The organism is Ramlibacter sp. 2FC, assembly GCF_005503345.1.
GTDB lineage: Bacteria > Pseudomonadota > Gammaproteobacteria > Burkholderiales > Burkholderiaceae_C > SCMQ01.
The window spans coordinates 125397-143407 of the sequence record NZ_SCMM01000002.1 but is presented as its reverse complement, the minus strand read 5'-3'; the positions used below and the strand labels follow the sequence as shown (position 1 = coordinate 143407).

Genomic DNA, 18011 nt, shown 5'->3' with positions numbered 1-18011 from the left:
TTGGGGCGTTCAGCGTTTTTCCATCAGGAACCAAGTGATGTCGTCCTGGGGGAAGTTGGGGTCTCGGCGGTAGGCGAAGCCGTAGTCGATCAGCTGGAGCTGCGGGTGACGGTCCATGATTTCGCCGGCAAAGTCGCGCTTGAACAGGCGGTCGCTGTGGCCGCGGTAGGGAATGGCTACCGGCGCGGGGTTGTAGTACTCGGCCACCAGCAGGTAGCGGCTGGTGGCGGCCGCCAGCTTGTCGTATACCTGCGGCAGCGCCTCGGGGTTGATGTGGATAAGCACACCCTTGATGAGGGTGAGGTCCCAGCAACGCTCGGGTGTGAAGTCGAGGATGGATGCGTGGTGCACGTGGGCGGGCGGGATCACCTCGCCCAGCTGCTTCGCGGCGTCGGCGTTGATCTCGATGCCGTGCATGTCGATTGCGGGGTGCAGCAGCTTGAGCGCCTTGAGGTTCATGCCGATGTTGGCGCCGAACTCGATGCAGCTCCGAACGCCCCGCGCAGCGCGCAGCGCCTTGGCGAAGAAGTCAAGGTTGGACGCCAGCAGGGCGTCGCCCTGATTGCGCTGGATGTATTCGGCACCAAATTCGCCGGCCCAGAAGGCTTCCTGTTCGGTCTTGAAGGTCATGGGGTCTGCTCCGCGGAAGTGGGTGTGTCGGGTCGGGCCTGCTTTTGTTCGATGTGCTGGTTGATACGCATCCAGTCAGGGTGCGCTTCCATGATTGCCAGCACGTCGGCCAAGGCGAAGCGGGGCTGGGTCGGGTGCAGCGTCTCGAACAGGCGGCGCACCAGCTCGTAGTCTTCAGCCGTGTCCACCGTCCAGCGCTGTGCGCTGAGGTTCTCAGAGCTCTCGACGTTGCGCAGCCGGTAGCGCTCGGGATGCCAGTAGATGAAAGGGGTGACATGTTCGCGTTCGCTGGCCTGCGTGGCCTCGGCCTGCGCCTCGCGCAGGGCCGCGGCCGAAAACACCTCCACCGCCATGCCGTAGGGCCAGGTCGGGGGCAGCATGTTGGAGACATAGTCGCAGCCGCCCTCGAGGTAAGTGGCGATCAATTGGTCTACCAGCGCCGGGTCGATCAGCGGGCAGTCGGAAGTGATGCGTACCACCACGTCGGCGTCGTTCAGGCGGGCTGCGTCGGCGTAGCGCGAGAGCACGTCGAACTCGCTACCGCGGTGGCAGGGCACGCCCAACTGCTCGCACAGGGCGGCAATCGGATCATCGGTGGTATTGGTGGTGGTGGCAACGACGACGGCATCGGCCTGCTTCACCCTGCGCAGCCGCTCGATCAGGCGCATGAGCATGGGCTGGCCTGCCAGTAGCAGCAGCACCTTGCCTGGCAGCCGGGTCGAGGTCATGCGCGCTTGGACGACGATGACGGTCTTCATACTTGGAGCGCCTGCTTCAGGGCCGCTGCCACCGAATCCTGCTGTCCCTCGGTCAGCGCCGGGAACAAGGGCAGCGAGAGCGCCCGCGCGTAGTAGGCCTCGGCAGCCGGAAAATCGCCGCGCCGGAATCCGAGGTCCGCATAGTAGGGCTGCGTGTGGATAGGGATGTAGTGGACACTGACGCCGATCTGCGCGGCGCGCATCGCCTGGAAAACCTCGGCCCGGGTGCGCTGCGTGCGGGCGGTGTCGATCTCGATGGCGTAGAGATGCCAGGCGGATTCACGGTCGGCGAGCCGGATCGGGCGGATCAGCGCAAGGCCGTCGAGCAGATCGTCGTAGCGGTCCGCCAGAGCGACGCGTTGCGCATGCAGGGCGTCGAGGCGCCCGAGCTGCGACAGCCCCAGCGCCGCCTGCACGTCCGTCATGCGGTAGTTGAAACCGAGAGCCTGCTGTTCGTAGACCCAGGGACCTTCGGGTGGTGCGTGCAGTTCCGAAGCCTCCCGCACCATGCCATGCGAGCGCAGCCGGCGCAGCTGGCGCGCCAGCTCGTCGTCGTTGCTCGTGACCATGCCGCCTTCGGCCGTCGTCACGATCTTGACGGCGTGAAAGCTGAACACCGTGGCATCGGCCCAGGCGCTGCCGACCGGCCGGTGCTGGTAGCTGGCCCCGGTGGCGTGCGAGGCGTCTTCGAGGATCCGGAATCCATAGGCATCGGCCAGTTCGCGCAGCTCGCGCAGCTCGCAGGGCAGACCCGCGAAATCAACGGGGATCACGATGGCCGGTAGCGTGTTCGTGGCCTTTGCTCGTTCGAGCTTGCGCGCCAGTTCCGTGACGGACAGGTTGCGCGTTCGCGGGTCGATGTCGACGAAATCCACCGTGGCGCCGCAGTAGAGGGCGCAGTTGGCCGAAGCCAGGAAGCTGTTGGGGCTGGTCCAGACCCGTTTGCCGGGGCCGGCGCCCAGCGCCAGACAGGCGATGTGCAGTCCCGCCGTGGCATTGGAGACCGCCACCGCATGCCGGGTCTGGTGCCGCTCGGCAAAGGCCTGCTCGAACGCAGGCACGGCCGGGCCCTGGGTCAGGTACTCGGAGCGCAGCACCGCGTTGACCGCGGCGATGTCGTCGTCGGTGATGTTCTGACAGCTGTACGGGATGAACGACATGGTGGGCCAGGCCAGGGGTTCAATCGGCCTGCTGTTTGGCGACATGTTCCTCGATCAGCGCGCGCAGTTGCTCCACCGTGAGGAAGTCGGGATTGGTGCCGCTGTTGTAGGCGAAGCCCGGCTCGACACGGCGCGCCCCGGTGTCGCGGCAGTAGTCGTCGATGCTGTAGTCTGTACCTGGCGGCAGAATCGCGTAATAGCGCCCCAGGTCCACCGTGTTGAGGCTGTCGCTGGCGGTGATCATTTCCTCGTGGATCTTTTCGCCGGGCCGGATGCCGACCTGTTCCTGCCGGCACTCGGGCGCGACGGCTTGGGCGACGTCCGTGATGCGGTACGAGGGAATCTTGGGCACGAGGATCTCGCCGCCCCGGCTGTTCTCGATCGACCAGAGCACCATGTCGACGCCGTCCTGCAGCGAGATGTTGAACCGGGTCATCTGCGGGTCGGTGATCGGCAGCGCGCCGGTCTTGCGCCGGCCCAGGAAGAACGGGATCACCGATCCGCGGCTTCCCATGACGTTGCCGTAGCGCACCACGCTGAACCGGATGTCGCGCGCGCCCTTGATGTTGTTGGCGGCCACGAAAAGCTTGTCGGAGCACAGCTTGGTGGCGCCGTAGAGGTTGACGGGCGCGGCCGCCTTGTCGGTGGACAGGGCGACCACGCGCTGCACGCCCGCGTCAAGGCAGGCTTCGATGAGGTTCTGCGCGCCCAGCACATTGGTCTTGATGCACTCGAAGGGGTTGTACTCGGCGGCAGGCACCTGCTTCAGGGCCGCCGCATGCACCACGATGTCCACGCCTTCCAGGGCGCGGCGAAGACGCGGCTCGTCGCGGATGTCGCCGATGAAGTAGCGCAGGCACGGGTGATCGCGGTCCGAGAACGTCTGGGACATCTCGAACTGCTTCAGCTCGTCCCTCGAATAGATGACGAGGCGCCTGATGTCCGGGTAGCGCTCCAGCACGGTCTTGACGAAGGCCTTGCCGAACGAGCCGGTGCCACCGGTGATGAGTATCGATTTAAGGGACAGCATGGCTACTGTTTGATGGTGTGCATTGGACGGGGAAGCGATGGGCGCGGGGCGGTGTGCGTTTCATGTGGCCGGCGCATTCATTCTCAGGCATGCCTGCGCAAGTACTCGATCGTATGCCGAAGTCCTGCCTCCAGGGGGACGGCAGGTCGCCAGCCAAGCTTCTGCTCCGCCTGCGTAATGTCCGGCCGGCGTTGCCTGGGGTCGTCCTGCGGCAGCGGCTTGAAGGCCAGCCGGCTCCTGGCGCCGGTGAGCGCCTGCACCTTCTGCGCGAGTTCCAGCATGGAGAATTCGCCGGGGTTGCCCAGGTTGATGGGGCCTGTGACGCCATCGTCCGAGTCCATGAGCCGGATGAAGCCCTCGATCAGGTCATCCACATAGCAAAAGCTGCGCGTTTGGGAGCCGTCGCCGTAAATGGTCAGGTCCTGCCCGCGCAAGGCTTGCACGATGAAGTTGCTCACCACCCGCCCGTCGTTGGGGTCCATGCGGGGGCCGTAGGTGTTGAAGATGCGCGCCACCTTGATGCGAACGCCGTGCTGGCGCTGGTAGTCGAAAAACAAGGTTTCAGCCGCGCGCTTGCCTTCGTCGTAGCAGCTGCGGATGCCGATGGGATTGACGTTGCCCCAGTAGCTCTCGGGCTGGGGATGCACCGACGGGTCGCCATACACCTCGGAAGTGGACGCCTGGAAAATCTTGGCGCCTTGCGCCTTGGCCATCTCCAGCAGGTTCAGAGCGCCCAGTACCGATGTTTTCATCGTGTGGATGGGGTCGTGCTGGTAGCGGGGGGGCGAGGCCGGGCATGCCAGGTTGTAGATTTCGTCGACCGCGACGCCCGTCAGCGGCTGTGTCACATCGTGCCGGATGAGCGTGAAGGCCGGGTTGGCGCGCAGATGCGCGATGTTTTCTTCACGGCCGGTGAAGAAGTTGTCCAGGCACAGCACGGCGTGGCCCTGGTTCAGAAGCTTTTCGCACAGGTGCGAGCCGAGAAAGCCTGCTCCGCCGGTCACCAGTATCTTTTTCACGAGCATGCCCCGCGATCCTTCAGCGGCGGCCCACGCCGACATACTCGAAGCCCAGTTCCTTGAGGTCGGTCATGGGCAGATGATTCCGGCCATCGAACACCAGGGGCTGCTTGAGCGCCGCTTTGACGGCGGCAAAGTCGGCCGCCTTGTACTCGCTCCACTCCGTCACCAGCGCCAGCGCGTCGGCGCCCGCCACGGCATCCATGGCGTGGTCGGCAATGCGCAATTGTCCCTGGTGAATCAGGTCGGCGAACACGGTGCCGGCCATTTCGCCAGCCGCCGGGTCGTGTGCCACGACCTTGGCGCCGGCACCGACCAGCGCACGAATCAGCTCGATGGACGAAGCCTCGCGCATGTCATCGGTTTCAGGCTTGAAGGCCAGGCCCCACACGGCAAACAGCCGCCCATGCAGACTGTGGCCCAGGCGCACCGCGATGTTCTGGAACATGTGCTGCTTCTGCTTCTTGTTGCGCGCTTCCACGGCGTTCAGCACCAGCGGCTCCACCCCCACGCTCTGTGCGATGCGGGCGAGCGCCTGCACATCCTTGGGGAAGCATGAGCCGCCGTAACCGCAGCCGGGCTTGAGGAATGCGGCTCCGATGCGCGCGTCGGCCCCGACGCCGCGGCGTACCTGTTCCACGTCGATGCCGAAGCGGTCGCACACGCCGGCAATCTCGTTCATGAACGAGATGCGCGTGGCCAGCATGGCGTTGGAAGCGTACTTGATCAGCTCGGCCTCTTTGACGCCCACCACCATCAGCTGCTCGGGGCGCTGGACAAAAGGCGAGTACAGCGCGCACAGCTGCGCCTGCACCGAGGCGCTGTCCGTGCCGATCACGATGCGGTCGGGGTTGAAGAAGTCGTCCAGGGCCGAACCTTCCCTCAGGAATTCGGGGTTGCTCGCAACTTCGAAGTCGATGAAGGTCTTGCGCTGGAACAGTTGCCAGGCAATTTCGCCCCTGACCACATCGGCGGTGCCCACGGGCACGGTCGATTTGTTGATGACGATCGCCGGCTGCTTGAGCTCCTGTCCGATCTCGCGTGCCACGGACTGCACATGCTTGAGGTCGGCCGAGCCGTCTTCGCCCTGCGGCGTGCCTACCGCGATGAAGATCAGCGTGCGCGGGTTGTCGGCGCTGGCCGGCAACTCCGCCAAGCCCTGGCCCAGAAAACCGGCGAACGAAAGCCGGCCTGCGGCCACGGCCTCATGCACGAGCTTGTCCAGCTGGGGTTCGTGGATGGGAATCACGCCCTTGGCCAGCTTGTCGAGCTTGGACTGATCCCTGTCCACGCAGACGACGCGGTTGCCTTTGGCCGCCAGGCAGGCTCCGGTGACCAAGCCGACATAGCCTGTTCCTACGACGACGATGTTCATGGAGGATTCCCTGGGGTATTGCTGTGCTTGCTTGATCGAGATCGAATCGGTCGCGGGCTGCGCGTCATCGGGATTCAAGCAAATAATTTACCGCACGCCAAAACCGTTCAGCACGATGCGCAGGGTCTTGTAGGCGATCAGCAGATCCAAGGCCATGGAGTAGTGCGCCACGTAATAGAGATCGTAGCTGAGCTTGACGATGGTTTTTTCTTCGCTGTCGGCATAGCCCTGCTGCACCTGGGCCCAGCCGGTGAGGCCGGGGCGCACCAGGTGGCGGTAGGGGTAGGCCGGGATGCGGGTGGCGAAGCCCTGCACGAACTGCGTCTGCTCGGGGCGCGGACCGATCAGGCTCATGTGGCCGAGCAGCACGTTCCAAAGCTGCGGCAATTCATCGAGCCGCCAGCGGCGGATGACCCGACCCGCGCGCGTGATGCGGTCGTCCTGCTGCTCGGCGAAGCGGGCGGGCTGCGGCTGGCTAAGGTGGCGCATGCTGCGGAACTTCCAGAGCCGGAAGCTGCGGCCGTCGCGCCCCACCCGGCTCTGGCTGAACAGGGCCGGGCCGGGGGAGTCGAGCCTGACGGCCAAGGCCACCAGCGCGCACAGCGGTAGCCACAGCGGCAGGGTGGCCAGCACCAGCGCCACGTCGATCACCCTCTTGGCGACGTCGTAGGCGGGGTTGCCGTCGATCTCCCAGAGCTCATCCTGTCCCGTTGGCAGCATCTTGCGCCCGCTCAGCAACTCGGCTACCGCTTCGACGCTGTAGAGGCGCACGTGGTTGAGTTTGAGGTGACTCAGCAGATGGCTGCGCGCGTCGCTGGTGGTTGCCTGCCGATTGAGCACCACGCCGTCGAAGACCTGAAGCCGGTCGGGCGTCTGGCCGTCGGCAGGCCAGGGAAGCAGCAGGATGCCCTGGCTGCGCAGGCCGTCGCGGCCGATTAATGCCTGCAAGATTTCGGGGATGCCTTCGTCCAGGCAAGCCAGTCGCTGGACATGGCGGTGCTGGTGCAGTCGGTCGCCCAGCAGGAACCAAGCCGTGGACAGGGCGTAGACGAGCAGCACCGCACCACGCGAATAGGGCTGCTGCAGCAGCGCGAACCCCAGCGGTGTCAGCAGAAAAGGCGTCGCCGTGGTGACCAGCAGCAGGCTGCCCCGTTCGGCGGCAGGCAGGCCCGCCCCCCGGTAGAGCCAATGGGCGGCCAGCAGGTAGGGCAGGGCGCACCACAACACGGTCTGCGGGAACAGGCCAGTGACCAGGTCGGCCCTGTGAAGCAAGAGCGCGATCAGGTAGCTCAGCAGCAGGCTGAGGCCGCCGGCCAGCGACCAGCCCAGCTGGGCTCCCTGCCGGCGAGCGGTCGGGGATGCCAGGGTGCTGCGCTCAACGGCAGAAATCGAGGGCCGGCTCATGGAGCGAGATTTGACCATATGCCGGGGTGCGGGCATGCAGCCGAGGATGGTTGGTCTGGCCCTTGGCAATGGGTGACCCTGCCCGAGTGGACGCAATGACTGAGAAAGACATTGCGTTGCAGAAAGCGGCTGACGAAGCCGAGGCCATGCAGGACGTTGCCAAGTTTGCGCGTCGGGTCCGCAAGCGCTTGGGCTTCAGCCAAGCCGAGTTTGCGGAGCGCATCGACGTCTCGCTCGACACCATCCGCAATTGGGAGCAAGGCAAACGCAGTCCCACGGGGGCGGCCAAAGCGCTGTTGAAGGTGCTCGACAAAGCGCCCGAGGCGGCTCTGGCTGCCTTGCAATGAATTGGGCTGCAGCTTATCGATGGCGCGTGGCGGGGAAGCTCTCGGCGCCGATGGCGGCCAGGACCAGGGCGTCGTCTTCAAGATTGACCGCCAGCAGTCGAATTGGCATAATCTGCCAATGGCTCGACCGAGGAGATGGACATGCCGACCCGTAACGTTGTGCTGACCAACCATCAAGCGTCTTTTGTGGAACAGCTTGTGAGCAGCGGCCGTTACCAAAATGCCAGCGAGGTCTTGCGGGAAGGGCTTCGCCTGATTGAGCAGCGTGAGGCGGAGGATGCTTCCCGCCTGGAGGCCCTGCGCAGTGCTGTCAAGGTTGGGGTGGCCGACTTCGATCAGGGGCGCTTCACCTCGTTTGAATCAACCGAGGCGCTCGGCGTCCATCTGGCATCTGTGGCATCCAAGGCTATCGCGGGCGAATGAGCCGCGCCTGGACGGTTCGGCTCGGTCATCAGGCCGGGCAGGACTACTTTGAGATTCTGCGGTGGACGACCAAGACCTTTGGTGAGGTCCAGGCCAAGACCTATGCAGAGACGATTTCGCTGGCCATCCAGGCTTTGCGAGATGGTCCTGAGGTTCTGGGGGCCAAAGCACGCGACGAGATTGAGCCAGGCATGCGGACGTTGCACGTTGCACGCCAGGGTCGCAAGGGGCGGCACTTTGTGGTTTTTCGGGCGGGCGCTGGGCAGATCATCGATGTGCTCAGGCTCTTGCACGACAGCATGGACTTGGCGAGGCATGTGCCCGCGGCCAATGATCAGCCGCACTGATGTGCATCAGAGGTCCTGGAGCACGACCTGCTCGGAATGACCTCAAGGCGGCGGTCGCCTGGTTGGCGGCGCGATGACAGAGGTGCCTGTCATCAAGGGCGCCGCCGATCAGCTGTCGTACCCGGCCGGGTTCATGGACTGCCAGCGCCAGGCGTCCTCGCACATGCGCGCCAGGTCGTGCTCGGCCTGCCAGCCCAGGGCCTTGCGCGCCAGGCGGGTGTCGGCGTAGCAGGCGGCGACGTCGCCGGGGCGGCGGCCGGTGTAGCGGTGGGCCACGGGACGGCCCGTGACGCGGGCGAAGGTGTCCACCAGTTCCTTGACGCTGACGCCGCGGCCGGTGCCGAGGTTCACCGTGATCGGGGCCTGGCGCTCGGCCAGGTAGCGAAGGGCTGCCTGGTGGCCGCGCGCCAGGTCCATCACATGGATGTAGTCGCGCACGCCCGTGCCGTCGGGCGTGGGGTAGTCGTTGCCGAAGATCTGCAGGCACTCGCGCTGCCCCACGGCGACCTGGCTGACATAGGGCATGAGGTTGTTCGGCGCGCCGTTCGGCGCCTCGCCGATCAGGCCGCTGGGGTGCGCTCCCACGGGGTTGAAATAGCGCAGGATCGCCACCTGCCAGCGCGGGTCGGCCGCCAGCAGGTCGCGCAGCATGTCCTCGCAGACCAGCTTGCTGCGGCCGTAGGGGTTGGTCGCGCGCAGCGGGGCCGTCTCGGGAATCGGCACTTGGTCGGGGTCGCCGTAGACGGTGGCCGAGGAGCTGAACACCAGGCGCCGCACGCCGGCGCGCCCCATGGCCTGCAGCAAGCTGAGCGTGCTTCCCAGGTTGTTGTCGAAATAGCGCAGCGGCTGGGCCACCGATTCGCCCACGGCCTTGAGTCCGGCGAAGTGGATCACGCCCGCTATGGTGTGATGCGCGAACAGCGCGTCCAGCGCCGCGCCGTCGCGCAGGTCGGCCCGCACGAACTCGAAGGCATCGCCGCACAGCTGGCGCAGCCGCTCGAGCACGCGCGGGCTGCTGTTGCAGAGGTTGTCGACGATGACCACCCGGTGGCCGGCCTCCATCAGCGTGACGGCGGTGTGCGAGCCGATGTAGCCGGCGCCGCCGGTGATGAGGATGCAGGAGGTCATGGGCTGCGGGGCGATGGGCCGATTATCCCAAAGGCCTGCAGGGGCGGCGGATCCGATGTCTTCGGGAGGCCGGCCAGGTGATGGGATGGCGTCCGGAATGTGAGTTTGCGCATGTCGCTTGGCGCGGTGAGGATGGCGGAGTACCTGGGCTCCGAGGCAAAATAGAGCTGGAATTCTCCAAATGCCAGCAGACGGCGACAGTTTTGGATACCTGACATGCGTCTTAGCGACTTCGAGCGTGAAACCCTGAAGCAAGCAGCCCGCGACTGCTTTGACGCGGGGGCCGTGGTGCGGCTGTTTGGCTCGCGGACGGACGATGCTCGCCGGGGGGGGGATATCGATCTGCTCATAGAGACAGGTATGACCGATCCAGCACAGATCGCGCGGGCCCATACGCGGTTCTTGTCGCGCGTCTACGCGCGCCTGGGTGAGCAGAAGATCGATGTCTTGATCGATTTCCCGACCCGCCAGAAACGGATGCCTGTCTATGACGTGGCGCGTGAGCGAGGGGTTGTCCTATGACCGATGTAGCGCAACTGCAGTTGGTGGACGCTTGGTGCCAGTGCGAGCGGCATTTTCATCACTTGCAACATGCCATGGCAGCCTTGGCGCCGTCGTTGCCTATTCCACCGTCGGCGCTGCCCGATTTGGACGACGAGGCTGTGCAGGACTGGGATCAGTTTGTCTTGCGTTTCACCAAGCTGCAGGATGCGATGGGCGCACGTTTGTTCCCGGCGGTGCTGGCCTATCTGCAAGAGCCCTACGAGGACCGACCCATGCTCGACAAGCTGCATCGCTTGGAGAAGTTGGGCTACTTGGGCAGCGTGGAGGAGTGGCATGTCTTGCGGGCCATCAGAAACCGTTTTGCCCACGACTATCCGCAAGACGATGCGCTCAAAGCCGCTTATCTGAACGAAGCGGTCGAGGCTGTTCCAATGCTGCAAGCCCTGCTGGCTCGCATCGAACCTTTGGTAGCGGCCCTGCCGTCTGCGTGATTCAGTCAGGCCATTCCACTCTCGGTGGACATAGGCGCGAATGTGGTTGCCGGGCCAGCCGCCCGCCGCTGAGATGGGATGGGCGGCCGCATCCATCGCGCCCCCGCTCACCGCCATGTCAAGCCCCATGTTCTACGCATCCAAGCTCCTCTCCGCCCTGACCCAGCCGCTGGCCTGGGTGGCCCTGCTGATGCTGCTCGCCTGGTGGTGGCTGCCGCGCCGCCCGCGCGCGGCGCGCTGGACGCTGGCGATCGCGCTGTTCCTGGGCGCGGGGGTGGGCTGGGAGCCGCTGCCCGACGCCTTGCTGCGCGCGCTGGAGAACCGCCACGCGCCGCCGGCGGGCAGCCTGCGCGGCTATGCCGGCGTGGTGGTGCTGGGCGGGGCACTGGAGCGCTCCGACATCTGGCGCTCGCGCGGCCAGGTGGCGTTGAACGCCGGGGCCGAGCGCATGACGGCGCCCGTGGCCCTGCTGCGCCAGCACCCGCATCTGCGCCTGCTGTTCACGGGCGGGGAGGGGCGCCTCAACGCCACCGGCGTTTCCGAGGCGGCGCAGGCGCGCGCCTTCTTCGCCAGCCTGGGCGTGCCGGCCGGCCAGCTGATCTACGAGAGTGCCTCGCGCACGACCTACGAGAACGCCCAGTTCAGTGCGGCCCTGCCTGGCGTGGACAAGACCCGGCCCTGGCTGCTGCTGACCTCGGCCTGGCACATGCCGCGCGCCTTGGCCAGCTTCCGCGCCGCGGGCTGGAACGTGACGCCTTACCCGGTGGACTACCGCACCGGCGCAACGACGCCGTGGACCGAGTATTCGCTGGTGCACGGCGCGCTGCGTTGGCAGCTGGCGCTGCACGAGGGGCTGGGCTGGCTGGCCTATGCCGCGGCGGGGCGCGCGGCGGCCTTGTAAGGGCAGGCTCAGCGTCGGCCGTCATCCTCTTCCGTGCGCTGTCGCCGCTCGCCGTGAACGCGGCGCTGCTCCTCGTTCGGGCGCTGACGCTCCACCTGCATTTGCTGGATGCGCTCGGCGCGCTGCTGCTGGCGCTGCGCCTGTTCCTGCATCGCACGTTGCTGGCGCTCGGCCTGCTCGCGCTGCCGGTGCTCGTCGCGCTCACGCAGCTGCCGCATCTGCTGGGCCTGCTGCTGGCGTGGAGCCTGTTCCTGCATCGCGCGCTGCTGGCGCTGCTCCTGCTCGACGCGCTGCTGGCGTTCGCTGCGCTCGCGCATGGCTTGTTCGCGCTGGGCCCGCTCCTTCTCCATCTGGCGGGCTCGGCGGGCATCCTCGTCGCGCTCGCCGAAGCGGCGGTCCAAGCGTGCGTCCGGCCTGTCGCTTGCGCGGGGGTCCATGCCGCGCTGGCGTGGCTCCCAGCCCGGTGGAATGCGCTCCGGCGGGGCGCGGCGGATGCCGTCCTCGTCACGGCGGCGCTCGGGCGCGAAGCGGGGCGCAGCCACCACGCGCGCGCGGTCGAGCTCGGCCCGCGCGATCGGCGGCGCCTCGCCCCGCATCGGCCGGCTGCGGCCGAAGGCCTCGCGCGGCACCACCGTCACCGCATCGGGCTGGCGCTGGTAGCGGTAGAGGCGGTCGCGGTCTCCGTCGGCAAGCCTGTGGTGGCGGTTGACCCGGTCTATGTAGTGCCGGCTCACGCGGTAGGCCGGCCGGTAGGCCTCGCCCGGGGCCAGGGGGAACCAGGCCACGCCGGGCTGGCCCGAGCTCAGGGCGATGTACCCGTGCGTGGGGCCGCTGGTGCTGGCCACGAAGGCGACCAAGGCGGGGGCGTAGACCGGCTGCACCACGATGGGGCCGGGTACCCAGCACCAGCGCAGGCTGATCTGGACCCAGCGTCCGTAATGGAAGGGCGCGAAACCCCAGGGTGCGTCGTCGATCCAGGTCCAGCCCCAGGGGGGGATGTATTCCCAGTGGCCGTAGCGGTAGGGCGCCCAGTTGGCGACCGTCACATAGGGGTACCAGACCGGGCCGTAGCCGGGGTCCATGCGCCAGTCGCCGTACTGGTCGAGCTGCTGGTAGCCTGTGGTCTCGCGCGACACGTAGCGCGCCGAGACCGATCGGTCCTCCTGCCGGTCGCGCGCGGCGGCCCACTGGTCGAAGTCGTCGCGCTGCGGCGCCGCGGGGGCGCCGAGCTGCGCCAGGTTGCGGCCGGAGAAGCTCAGCTGCTGCGGCCCCGTGAGGCCGAGCGCCTGGCCGCTGTCTCCATAGACCGTGCCTTGGCCCGAATGCAGCGTGACGCGGGTGCTGGCGTTCGCAGGATCGACGTCCAGGCGGTATTCGCCCGGCTGCGTGACGTTGAAGCGCAGGTTGGGGGTGTCGACCGCCAGCTGTTGTCCGGCGTGGAGCCGGCGCACGCGCAGGCTGAGCGTGCCCTGCGGCACGCTGAGGCGGGCCAGCTTGTCGTCGAGTGCGGTGAACTGCAGCTGCGTGCGCTCGTCCATGCGCGCGGCGGTGCTGCCCAGATGCAGCTCGGCGCGCGCGCCCCGGTCGGTCCAGAGCTGGTCGCCGCGCGTCATCGGCCGGTTGCGCGGGGCGTCGACCCATTCGTCGTCGCCCGCGGGCAGGAAGCTGACCGCGCCTTCCATGTGGTTGAGTCTGGCCACGCGGCCGGGTGGGTCGCCGGCCTGGGCCAGGGCCTGGGCGCCCGCCAAGGCCAAGACCAGCGCCATCAGCATCCGGGCCAAGCATCCGCGGGTCAGGGCATGGGGTTTCATCATGGTGTCCTCGGCGCAGTTAGTCTCCTACTTTTTAGAACGCGCGAGGCCGGCCAAAGATCGCCAAGAATGGCAAAGAAATTGCAATAAGCCTGGGCTTTTGCAACGGTTTGTAAGTTGGCGCTCGGGGGCGCCTGCCTCACATGTTGCGCCGGTACTGCCCGCCCACCTCGAACAGCGCACCGGTGATCTGGCCCAGCGAGCAGCAGCGCACCGCGTCCATCAGCACCTCGAACACGTTGCGGTTCTCGATCACGGCCTGGCGCAGGCGCTGCAGCATGGCCGGCGCCTCGTCGGCGTGGCGCGCGTGGAAGTCGGCCAGGCGCTGCAGCTGGCTCTGCTTTTCTTCGTCGGTGCTGCGCGCGAGCTCGAGCTTTTCGGGGATGGTGTCGCCGTGCGGATTGCGGAAGCTGTTGACGCCGATGATGGGCAGCTCGCCGGTGTGCTTGAGCATCTCGTAGTGCAGGCTCTCGTCCTGGATGCGGCCGCGCTGGTAGCCGGTCTCCATGGCGCCGAGCACCCCGCCGCGCTCGGCGATCTTCTCGAACTCGGCCAGCACCGCCTCCTCGACCAGCTCGGTCAGCTCCTCGATGATGAAGGCGCCCTGGTTGGGGTTCTCGTTCTTGGCCAGGCCCCATTCGCGGTTGATGATCAGCTGGATCGCCATGGCGCGGCGCACGCTGTCCTCGGTCGGTGTGGTGATGGCCTCGTCGAAGGCGTTGGTGTGCAGGCTGTTGCAGTTGTCGTAGATCGCGATCAGGGCCTGCAGCGTGGTGCGTATGTCGTTGAACTGGATCTCCTGCGCGTGCAGGCTGCGGCCCGAGGTCTGGATGTGGTATTTCAACTTCTGAGACCGCTCATTCGCGCCGTACTTCTCCTTCATGGCCACCGCCCAGATGCGGCGCGCCACGCGGCCCATCACGGTGTACTCCGGGTCCATGCCGTTGCTGAAGAAGAAGCTCAGGTTGGGCGCGAAGTCGTCGATGTGCATGCCGCGCGCCAGGTAGGCCTCGACGAAGGTGAAGCCGTTGGACAGCGTGAAGGCGAGCTGGCTGATCGGGTTGGCACCGGCCTCGGCGATGTGGTAGCCCGAGATCGACACGCTGTAGAAGTTGCGCACGTTGTGGTGCACGAAATACTCGGCGATGTCGCCCATGACCTTGAGGCTGAAATCGGTCGAGAAAATGCAGGTGTTCTGGCCCTGGTCTTCCTTGAGGATGTCGGCCTGCACCGTGCCGCGCACATTGGCCAGCACCCATTCGCGGATCTTGGCGAGCTCGGTGTCGGTCGGGTCGCGGCCGTTGTCGGCGCGGAACCTGGCGATGTTCTGGTCGACGGCCGTGTTCATGAACATGGCCAGGATGCTGGGCGCCGGGCCGTTGATGGTCATGCTCACGCTGGTCGCGGGGTGGCACAGGTCGAAGCCGTCGTACAGCACCTTCATGTCGTCCAGCGTGGCGATGGACACGCCCGAGTTGCCGACCTTGCCGTAGATGTCGGGCCGTGGGCCGGGGTCGTTGCCGTACAGCGTGACCGAGTCGAAGGCGGTGGACAGGCGCTTGGCCGGCATGCCTTCGGAAAGCAGCTTGAAGCGGCGGTTGGTGCGGAAGGGGTCGCCCTCGCCGGCGAACATGCGCGTGGGGTCCTCGTTCTCGCGCTTGAAGGCGAAGGTGCCGGCGGTGTAGGGGTAGCTGCCCGGCACGTTGTCCAGCATCAGCCACTTGAGGATCTCGCCGTGGTCTTCGTATTGCGGCAGGCTGACCTTGCGGATGGTGGTGCCACTGAGTGATTTGGTGGTCAACGCGGTGCGGATTTCCTTGTCGCGGATCCTGACCACGTACTCGTCGCCGGCGTAGGCCTTCTGCATCTCGGGCCACTGGGCCAGCAGCTTCCTGGCGGCCGGTTCCTGGCGCAGCTCGCGCTTGTCGGCCAGGTCGGCCGCGGCCTCGGCGGCCGGGGCGCGTTCGGGCTTGTCCACGCGCAGCATGGCGGCGGCGGCGCGCAGCTGCTGGATCTCGCGCGCCAGGCCGGCCTGCTCGCGCGCGCGGCGCTTGTAGCCGCGCAGCGTGTCGGCGATCTCGGCCAGGTAGCGCTGGCGCGCCGGCGGCAGCACCGGGTTCTGGTGTGTGCTGTGGCGCACGGCGACCAGGGGCAGGGCGCCTGCCTCTAGCGGCAGGCCGAGCTCGGCCAGGCGGGGTTTGAGCGCCTGATACAGGGCCGTGACGCCGTCGTCGTTGAAGCGCGCGGCCATGGTGCCGAACACCGGCATCTGCTCGGCGGGCGTGCCGAAGGCCTCGCGGTTGCGCTGCACCTGCTTGGCCACGTCGCGCAGCGCGTCGGCCGCGCCCTTGCGGTCGAACTTGTTGATGGCCACGAACTCGGCGAAGTCCAGCATGTCGATCTTCTCGAGCTGGCTGGCGGCGCCGAACTCGGGCGTCATCACGTACAGCGGCACGTCCACCAGCGGCACGATGGCGGCGTCGCCCTGGCCTATGCCCGAGGTCTCGACGATCACCAGGTCGAAGCCGGCCAGCTTGCAGGCGGCGACCACGTCGGGCAGGGCGGCCGAGATCTCGCTGCCGGCCTCGCGCGTGGCCAGGCTGCGCATGAAGACGCGCTGCCCGGAGTCCACGGCTCCACCGCCGCCGGGCCGCCCCAAGGCGGTGGCGGCCCCCTCGGGGGGCAGCGCAGCACGCGCAGCGGCAAGCGTGGGGGCCCACGGCCCGATCGCGTTCATGCGGATGCGGTCGCCCAGCAGGGCGCCGCCGCTCTTGCGGCGCGAGGGGTCGATGGAGACCACGGCGATGCGCAGCTGGTCGCCCTGGTCCAGGCGCAGGCGGCGGATCAGCTCGTCGGTCAGGCTGGACTTGCCGGCGCCGCCGGTGCCGGTGATGCCCAGCACCGGGGTGCGCCGCTGGGCGGCCTGCTCGCGCAGCGCCTGGACCAAGTCCGCATCGGCCGCGCCATTCTCCAGCGCCGTGATCAGCCGGGCCAGGGCGCGCCAGGCCAGTTCGCCATGGCCCTGGATGGCGTCCAGCGCCCTGGGCGCGCCGGCCGAGAGGTCCTGGTCGCAGCGCATCAGCATCTCGCCTATCATGCCGGCCAGGCCCATGCGCTGGCCGTCCTCGGGGCTGTAGATGCGGCCCACGCCGTAGTCGTGCAGCTCGCGGATCTCGGCCGGCACGATCACGCCGCCGCCGCCGCCGAACACCTGGATCTGCTCGCCGCCGCGCGCGCGCAGCAGGTCCACCATGTACTTGAAGTATTCGACATGGCCGCCCTGGTAGGAGCTGATGGCGATGCCCTGCACGTCCTCCTGCAGCGCGGCCGTGACCACCTCGTCGACCGAGCGGTTGTGGCCCAGGTGGATCACCTCGGCGCCCATGCCCATCAGGATGCGGCGCATGATGTTGATCGCGGCGTCGTGGCCGTCGAACAGGCTGGCGGCGGTGACGAAGCGCACCTTGTTCTTGGGGCGGTAGTGGGCGAGGGCTTTAAACTCCGCGGACAGATCGGTCATGGCTATCTCCTATCCTGCCAAATCTAGCCGCTTGCCCCGGCCAAGGGAAGCGCGAAATCGCCCAGGCGCGCTGGCGTTTTTTGCCACCCCCGCGCCCATCGGCCCGCCCCGTCCATGACACGCAGCGCCTACCTGGAAAAGGACACCGTCTCGGTCCATTTCGTGCGGGCGGCCATCGCCCGGCTGGCGCCCGAGGCGCGCCTGCGCGTGCTGAAGGCGGCGCAGATCCGGCCGCAGCTGCTGGACTCGGACCACGCACGCGTGCCCGCGGCCGCGTTCGCCGCGCTGTGGATGGCGGTGGCGCGGGAGATCGACGACGAGTTCTTCGGCCTGGACAGCCGGCGCATGAAGCTCGGCAGCTTCGCGCTGCTGTGCCACGCGGTGCTGCATGGCCGGGACATCGGCCAGGCGGTCCGCGGCATGCTGCGCGGCTTCGGCGTGCTGCTGGACGACATCTCGGCCAGCCTGCGGCTGGAGGGCGAGCGCGCGTCCATCGTCCTGGCCAACCGGATCGCCGACGCCGCCGCCCGCCGCTTTGCCGAGGAGACCTTCCTGGTCATGGTGCACGGCCTGATGTGCTGGCTGGCCGGCAAGCGCATCGCCCTTTCGGGCGTCGATTTCGCCGGCCCGCGGCCGCCGCATGCCGACGAGTACGTGGCCATGTTCTCCCAGCACCTGCGCTTCGAGGCGCCGGCCACCGCCATCCATTTCGACGCCGCAGTGCTGAAGGCGCCCATCGTGCAGACCGCCGAGACGGTCAAGCCCTTCCTGCGCGAGGCGCCGCAGACCGTGTTCCTGAAGTACAAGAACACTCAGGGCTGGGCGGCGCGCGTGCGGCGGCAGCTGCGCGCCAGCCTGGCCGGCGGCGACTGGCCGGTGCTCGAGGAGGTGGCGGCTGCGCTGCACCTGGCGCCGACCACGCTGCGGCGCCGGCTGGAGGCCGAGGGGAGCAGCTTCCAGGAGATCAAGGACGGGCTGCGGCGCGACGCGGCCATCCACCAGCTGTGCACCAGCGCGCGCAGCGTGCCGGACATCGCGGCCCAGCTCGGCTTTGCCGACGCCAGCTCGTTCCGGCGCGCCTTCCGCCACTGGACCGGCGTGCAGCCCTCGCGCTACCGGCGCGACGCGCCGGTCGCGTCGGCGCCCGCAGGCCGCTGAGCGGG

The 18011-nt window shown here is 67.5% G+C and carries 17 protein-coding genes; 7 read left to right on the top strand and 10 right to left on the bottom strand.

All coding sequences use genetic code 11. The features are described from left to right. Window positions 1–9: 9 nt before the first annotated feature. From FFS10_RS01880 to FFS10_RS01850, 7 genes are all read right to left on the bottom strand, one after another. Entirely contained in the window at window positions 10–630 is a 621-nt protein-coding gene (locus FFS10_RS01880) for a pseudaminic acid biosynthesis-associated methylase (RefSeq protein ID WP_137890885.1), read from the bottom strand. Beyond that, window positions 627–1388 carry a cytidylyltransferase domain-containing protein gene (locus FFS10_RS01875; RefSeq protein ID WP_137890883.1) on the bottom strand — a complete coding sequence of 254 codons (762 nt, stop codon included), beginning with the start codon at window positions 1386–1388 and terminating at the stop codon, window positions 627–629. Before FFS10_RS01875 ends, FFS10_RS01880 begins: the two co-directional genes overlap by 4 nt. Continuing rightward, the gene (gene pseC / locus FFS10_RS01870) at window positions 1385–2548 is read right to left on the bottom strand and encodes a UDP-4-amino-4,6-dideoxy-N-acetyl-beta-L-altrosamine transaminase (RefSeq protein ID WP_137890881.1); all 1164 of its coding nucleotides are present in this window, start codon (window positions 2546–2548) and stop codon (window positions 1385–1387) included. Before pseC ends, FFS10_RS01875 begins: the two co-directional genes overlap by 4 nt. A gap of 19 nt (window positions 2549–2567) precedes the next feature. Continuing rightward, window positions 2568–3578 (bottom strand): UDP-N-acetylglucosamine 4,6-dehydratase (inverting), encoded by a 1011-nt coding sequence (gene pseB, locus FFS10_RS01865; protein WP_137890879.1) that lies wholly within the window; start codon window positions 3576–3578, stop codon window positions 2568–2570. Between the two features lie 83 nt (window positions 3579–3661). Beyond that, the gene (locus FFS10_RS01860) at window positions 3662–4639 is read right to left on the bottom strand and encodes a UDP-glucuronic acid decarboxylase family protein (RefSeq protein WP_249931131.1); all 978 of its coding nucleotides are present in this window, start codon (window positions 4637–4639) and stop codon (window positions 3662–3664) included. After that, complete coding sequence (locus FFS10_RS01855) at window positions 4617–5972, bottom strand: UDP-glucose dehydrogenase family protein (RefSeq protein ID WP_137890877.1); 1356 nt, start codon at window positions 5970–5972, stop codon at window positions 4617–4619. Before FFS10_RS01855 ends, FFS10_RS01860 begins: the two co-directional genes overlap by 23 nt. Before the next feature lie 87 nt (window positions 5973–6059). Continuing rightward, a complete protein-coding gene (locus tag FFS10_RS01850; protein WP_249931130.1) occupies window positions 6060–7376 on the bottom strand; it encodes a sugar transferase in 1317 nt (438 codons plus the stop codon). A gap of 68 nt (window positions 7377–7444) precedes the next feature. On the opposite strand from FFS10_RS01850, the gene FFS10_RS01845 reads away from it, so the two are divergent. From FFS10_RS01845 to FFS10_RS01835, 3 genes are all read left to right on the top strand, one after another. After that, window positions 7445–7723 carry a helix-turn-helix domain-containing protein gene (locus FFS10_RS01845; protein WP_137890875.1) on the top strand — a complete coding sequence of 93 codons (279 nt, stop codon included), beginning with the start codon at window positions 7445–7447 and terminating at the stop codon, window positions 7721–7723. Between the two features lie 141 nt (window positions 7724–7864). Then, window positions 7865–8146, top strand: coding sequence for a type II toxin-antitoxin system ParD family antitoxin (locus FFS10_RS01840; protein ID WP_137890873.1), 282 nt, complete (start codon window positions 7865–7867; stop codon window positions 8144–8146). Next, window positions 8143–8493, top strand: coding sequence for a type II toxin-antitoxin system RelE/ParE family toxin (locus FFS10_RS01835; protein WP_137890871.1), 351 nt, complete (start codon window positions 8143–8145; stop codon window positions 8491–8493). The genes FFS10_RS01840 and FFS10_RS01835 overlap by 4 nt, the downstream gene beginning before the upstream one ends. A 108-nt stretch (window positions 8494–8601) precedes the next feature. Here FFS10_RS01835 and galE read toward each other — a convergent pair whose 3' ends face one another. After that, window positions 8602–9621, bottom strand: a complete 1020-nt coding sequence (gene galE / locus FFS10_RS01830; protein WP_137890870.1) for a UDP-glucose 4-epimerase GalE — start codon at window positions 9619–9621, stop codon at window positions 8602–8604. Between the two features lie 216 nt (window positions 9622–9837). Here galE and FFS10_RS01825 point away from each other — a divergent pair, with 216 nt between their 5' ends. The 3 genes from FFS10_RS01825 (at window position 9838) to FFS10_RS01815 (ending at window position 11517) form a co-directional block, all read left to right on the top strand. Continuing rightward, window positions 9838–10143 carry a nucleotidyltransferase domain-containing protein gene (locus FFS10_RS01825; RefSeq protein WP_137890868.1) on the top strand — a complete coding sequence of 102 codons (306 nt, stop codon included), beginning with the start codon at window positions 9838–9840 and terminating at the stop codon, window positions 10141–10143. Then, window positions 10140–10616, top strand: coding sequence for a hypothetical protein (locus tag FFS10_RS01820; protein ID WP_171015989.1), 477 nt, complete (start codon window positions 10140–10142; stop codon window positions 10614–10616). Before FFS10_RS01825 ends, FFS10_RS01820 begins: the two co-directional genes overlap by 4 nt. Before the next feature lie 127 nt (window positions 10617–10743). Beyond that, a complete protein-coding gene (locus FFS10_RS01815) occupies window positions 10744–11517 on the top strand; it encodes a YdcF family protein (protein WP_171015990.1) in 774 nt (257 codons plus the stop codon). 8 nt (window positions 11518–11525) lie between these two features. On the opposite strand, the gene FFS10_RS01810 is transcribed toward FFS10_RS01815, so the two are convergent. Beyond that, entirely contained in the window at window positions 11526–13331 is a 1806-nt protein-coding gene (locus FFS10_RS01810; protein ID WP_137890864.1) for a DUF6600 domain-containing protein, read from the bottom strand. A 136-nt stretch (window positions 13332–13467) separates the two neighbouring features. Then, complete coding sequence (icmF, locus tag FFS10_RS01805; RefSeq protein ID WP_137890862.1) at window positions 13468–16848, bottom strand: fused isobutyryl-CoA mutase/GTPase IcmF; 3381 nt, start codon at window positions 16846–16848, stop codon at window positions 13468–13470. Between the two features lie 114 nt (window positions 16849–16962). Between icmF and FFS10_RS01800 the strand changes: the two genes are divergently transcribed. Next, complete coding sequence (locus FFS10_RS01800) at window positions 16963–18006, top strand: AraC family transcriptional regulator (protein WP_249931128.1); 1044 nt, start codon at window positions 16963–16965, stop codon at window positions 18004–18006. The last annotated feature ends 5 nt before the right edge of the window (window positions 18007–18011 follow it).

Excerpts from the sequence above, each read along its gene's own strand:
- FFS10_RS01880 (WP_137890885.1), bottom strand. The coding sequence starts at position 630 with ATGACCTTCAAGACCGAACAGGAAGCCTTCTGGGCCGGCGAATTTGGT.
- FFS10_RS01875 (WP_137890883.1), bottom strand. The coding sequence starts at position 1,388 with ATGAAGACCGTCATCGTCGTCCAAGCGCGCATGACCTCGACCCGGCTG.
- pseC (WP_137890881.1), bottom strand. The coding sequence starts at position 2,548 with ATGTCGTTCATCCCGTACAGCTGTCAGAACATCACCGACGACGACATC.
- FFS10_RS01840 (WP_137890873.1), top strand. The coding sequence starts at position 7,865 with ATGCCGACCCGTAACGTTGTGCTGACCAACCATCAAGCGTCTTTTGTG.
- FFS10_RS01810 (WP_137890864.1), bottom strand. The coding sequence starts at position 13,331 with ATGATGAAACCCCATGCCCTGACCCGCGGATGCTTGGCCCGGATGCTG.
- FFS10_RS01850 (WP_249931130.1), bottom strand. The coding sequence starts at position 7,376 with ATGAGCCGGCCCTCGATTTCTGCCGTTGAGCGCAGCACCCTGGCATCC.
- FFS10_RS01800 (WP_249931128.1), top strand. The coding sequence starts at position 16,963 with ATGACACGCAGCGCCTACCTGGAAAAGGACACCGTCTCGGTCCATTTC.
- galE (WP_137890870.1), bottom strand. The coding sequence starts at position 9,621 with ATGACCTCCTGCATCCTCATCACCGGCGGCGCCGGCTACATCGGCTCG.
- FFS10_RS01860 (WP_249931131.1), bottom strand. The coding sequence starts at position 4,639 with ATGTCGGCGTGGGCCGCCGCTGAAGGATCGCGGGGCATGCTCGTGAAA.
- FFS10_RS01835 (WP_137890871.1), top strand. The coding sequence starts at position 8,143 with ATGAGCCGCGCCTGGACGGTTCGGCTCGGTCATCAGGCCGGGCAGGAC.
- FFS10_RS01845 (WP_137890875.1), top strand. The coding sequence starts at position 7,445 with ATGGGTGACCCTGCCCGAGTGGACGCAATGACTGAGAAAGACATTGCG.
- FFS10_RS01825 (WP_137890868.1), top strand. The coding sequence starts at position 9,838 with ATGCGTCTTAGCGACTTCGAGCGTGAAACCCTGAAGCAAGCAGCCCGC.
- icmF (WP_137890862.1), bottom strand. The coding sequence starts at position 16,848 with ATGACCGATCTGTCCGCGGAGTTTAAAGCCCTCGCCCACTACCGCCCC.
- FFS10_RS01855 (WP_137890877.1), bottom strand. The coding sequence starts at position 5,972 with ATGAACATCGTCGTCGTAGGAACAGGCTATGTCGGCTTGGTCACCGGA.
- pseB (WP_137890879.1), bottom strand. The coding sequence starts at position 3,578 with ATGCTGTCCCTTAAATCGATACTCATCACCGGTGGCACCGGCTCGTTC.
- FFS10_RS01815 (WP_171015990.1), top strand. The coding sequence starts at position 10,744 with ATGTTCTACGCATCCAAGCTCCTCTCCGCCCTGACCCAGCCGCTGGCC.
- FFS10_RS01820 (WP_171015989.1), top strand. The coding sequence starts at position 10,140 with ATGACCGATGTAGCGCAACTGCAGTTGGTGGACGCTTGGTGCCAGTGC.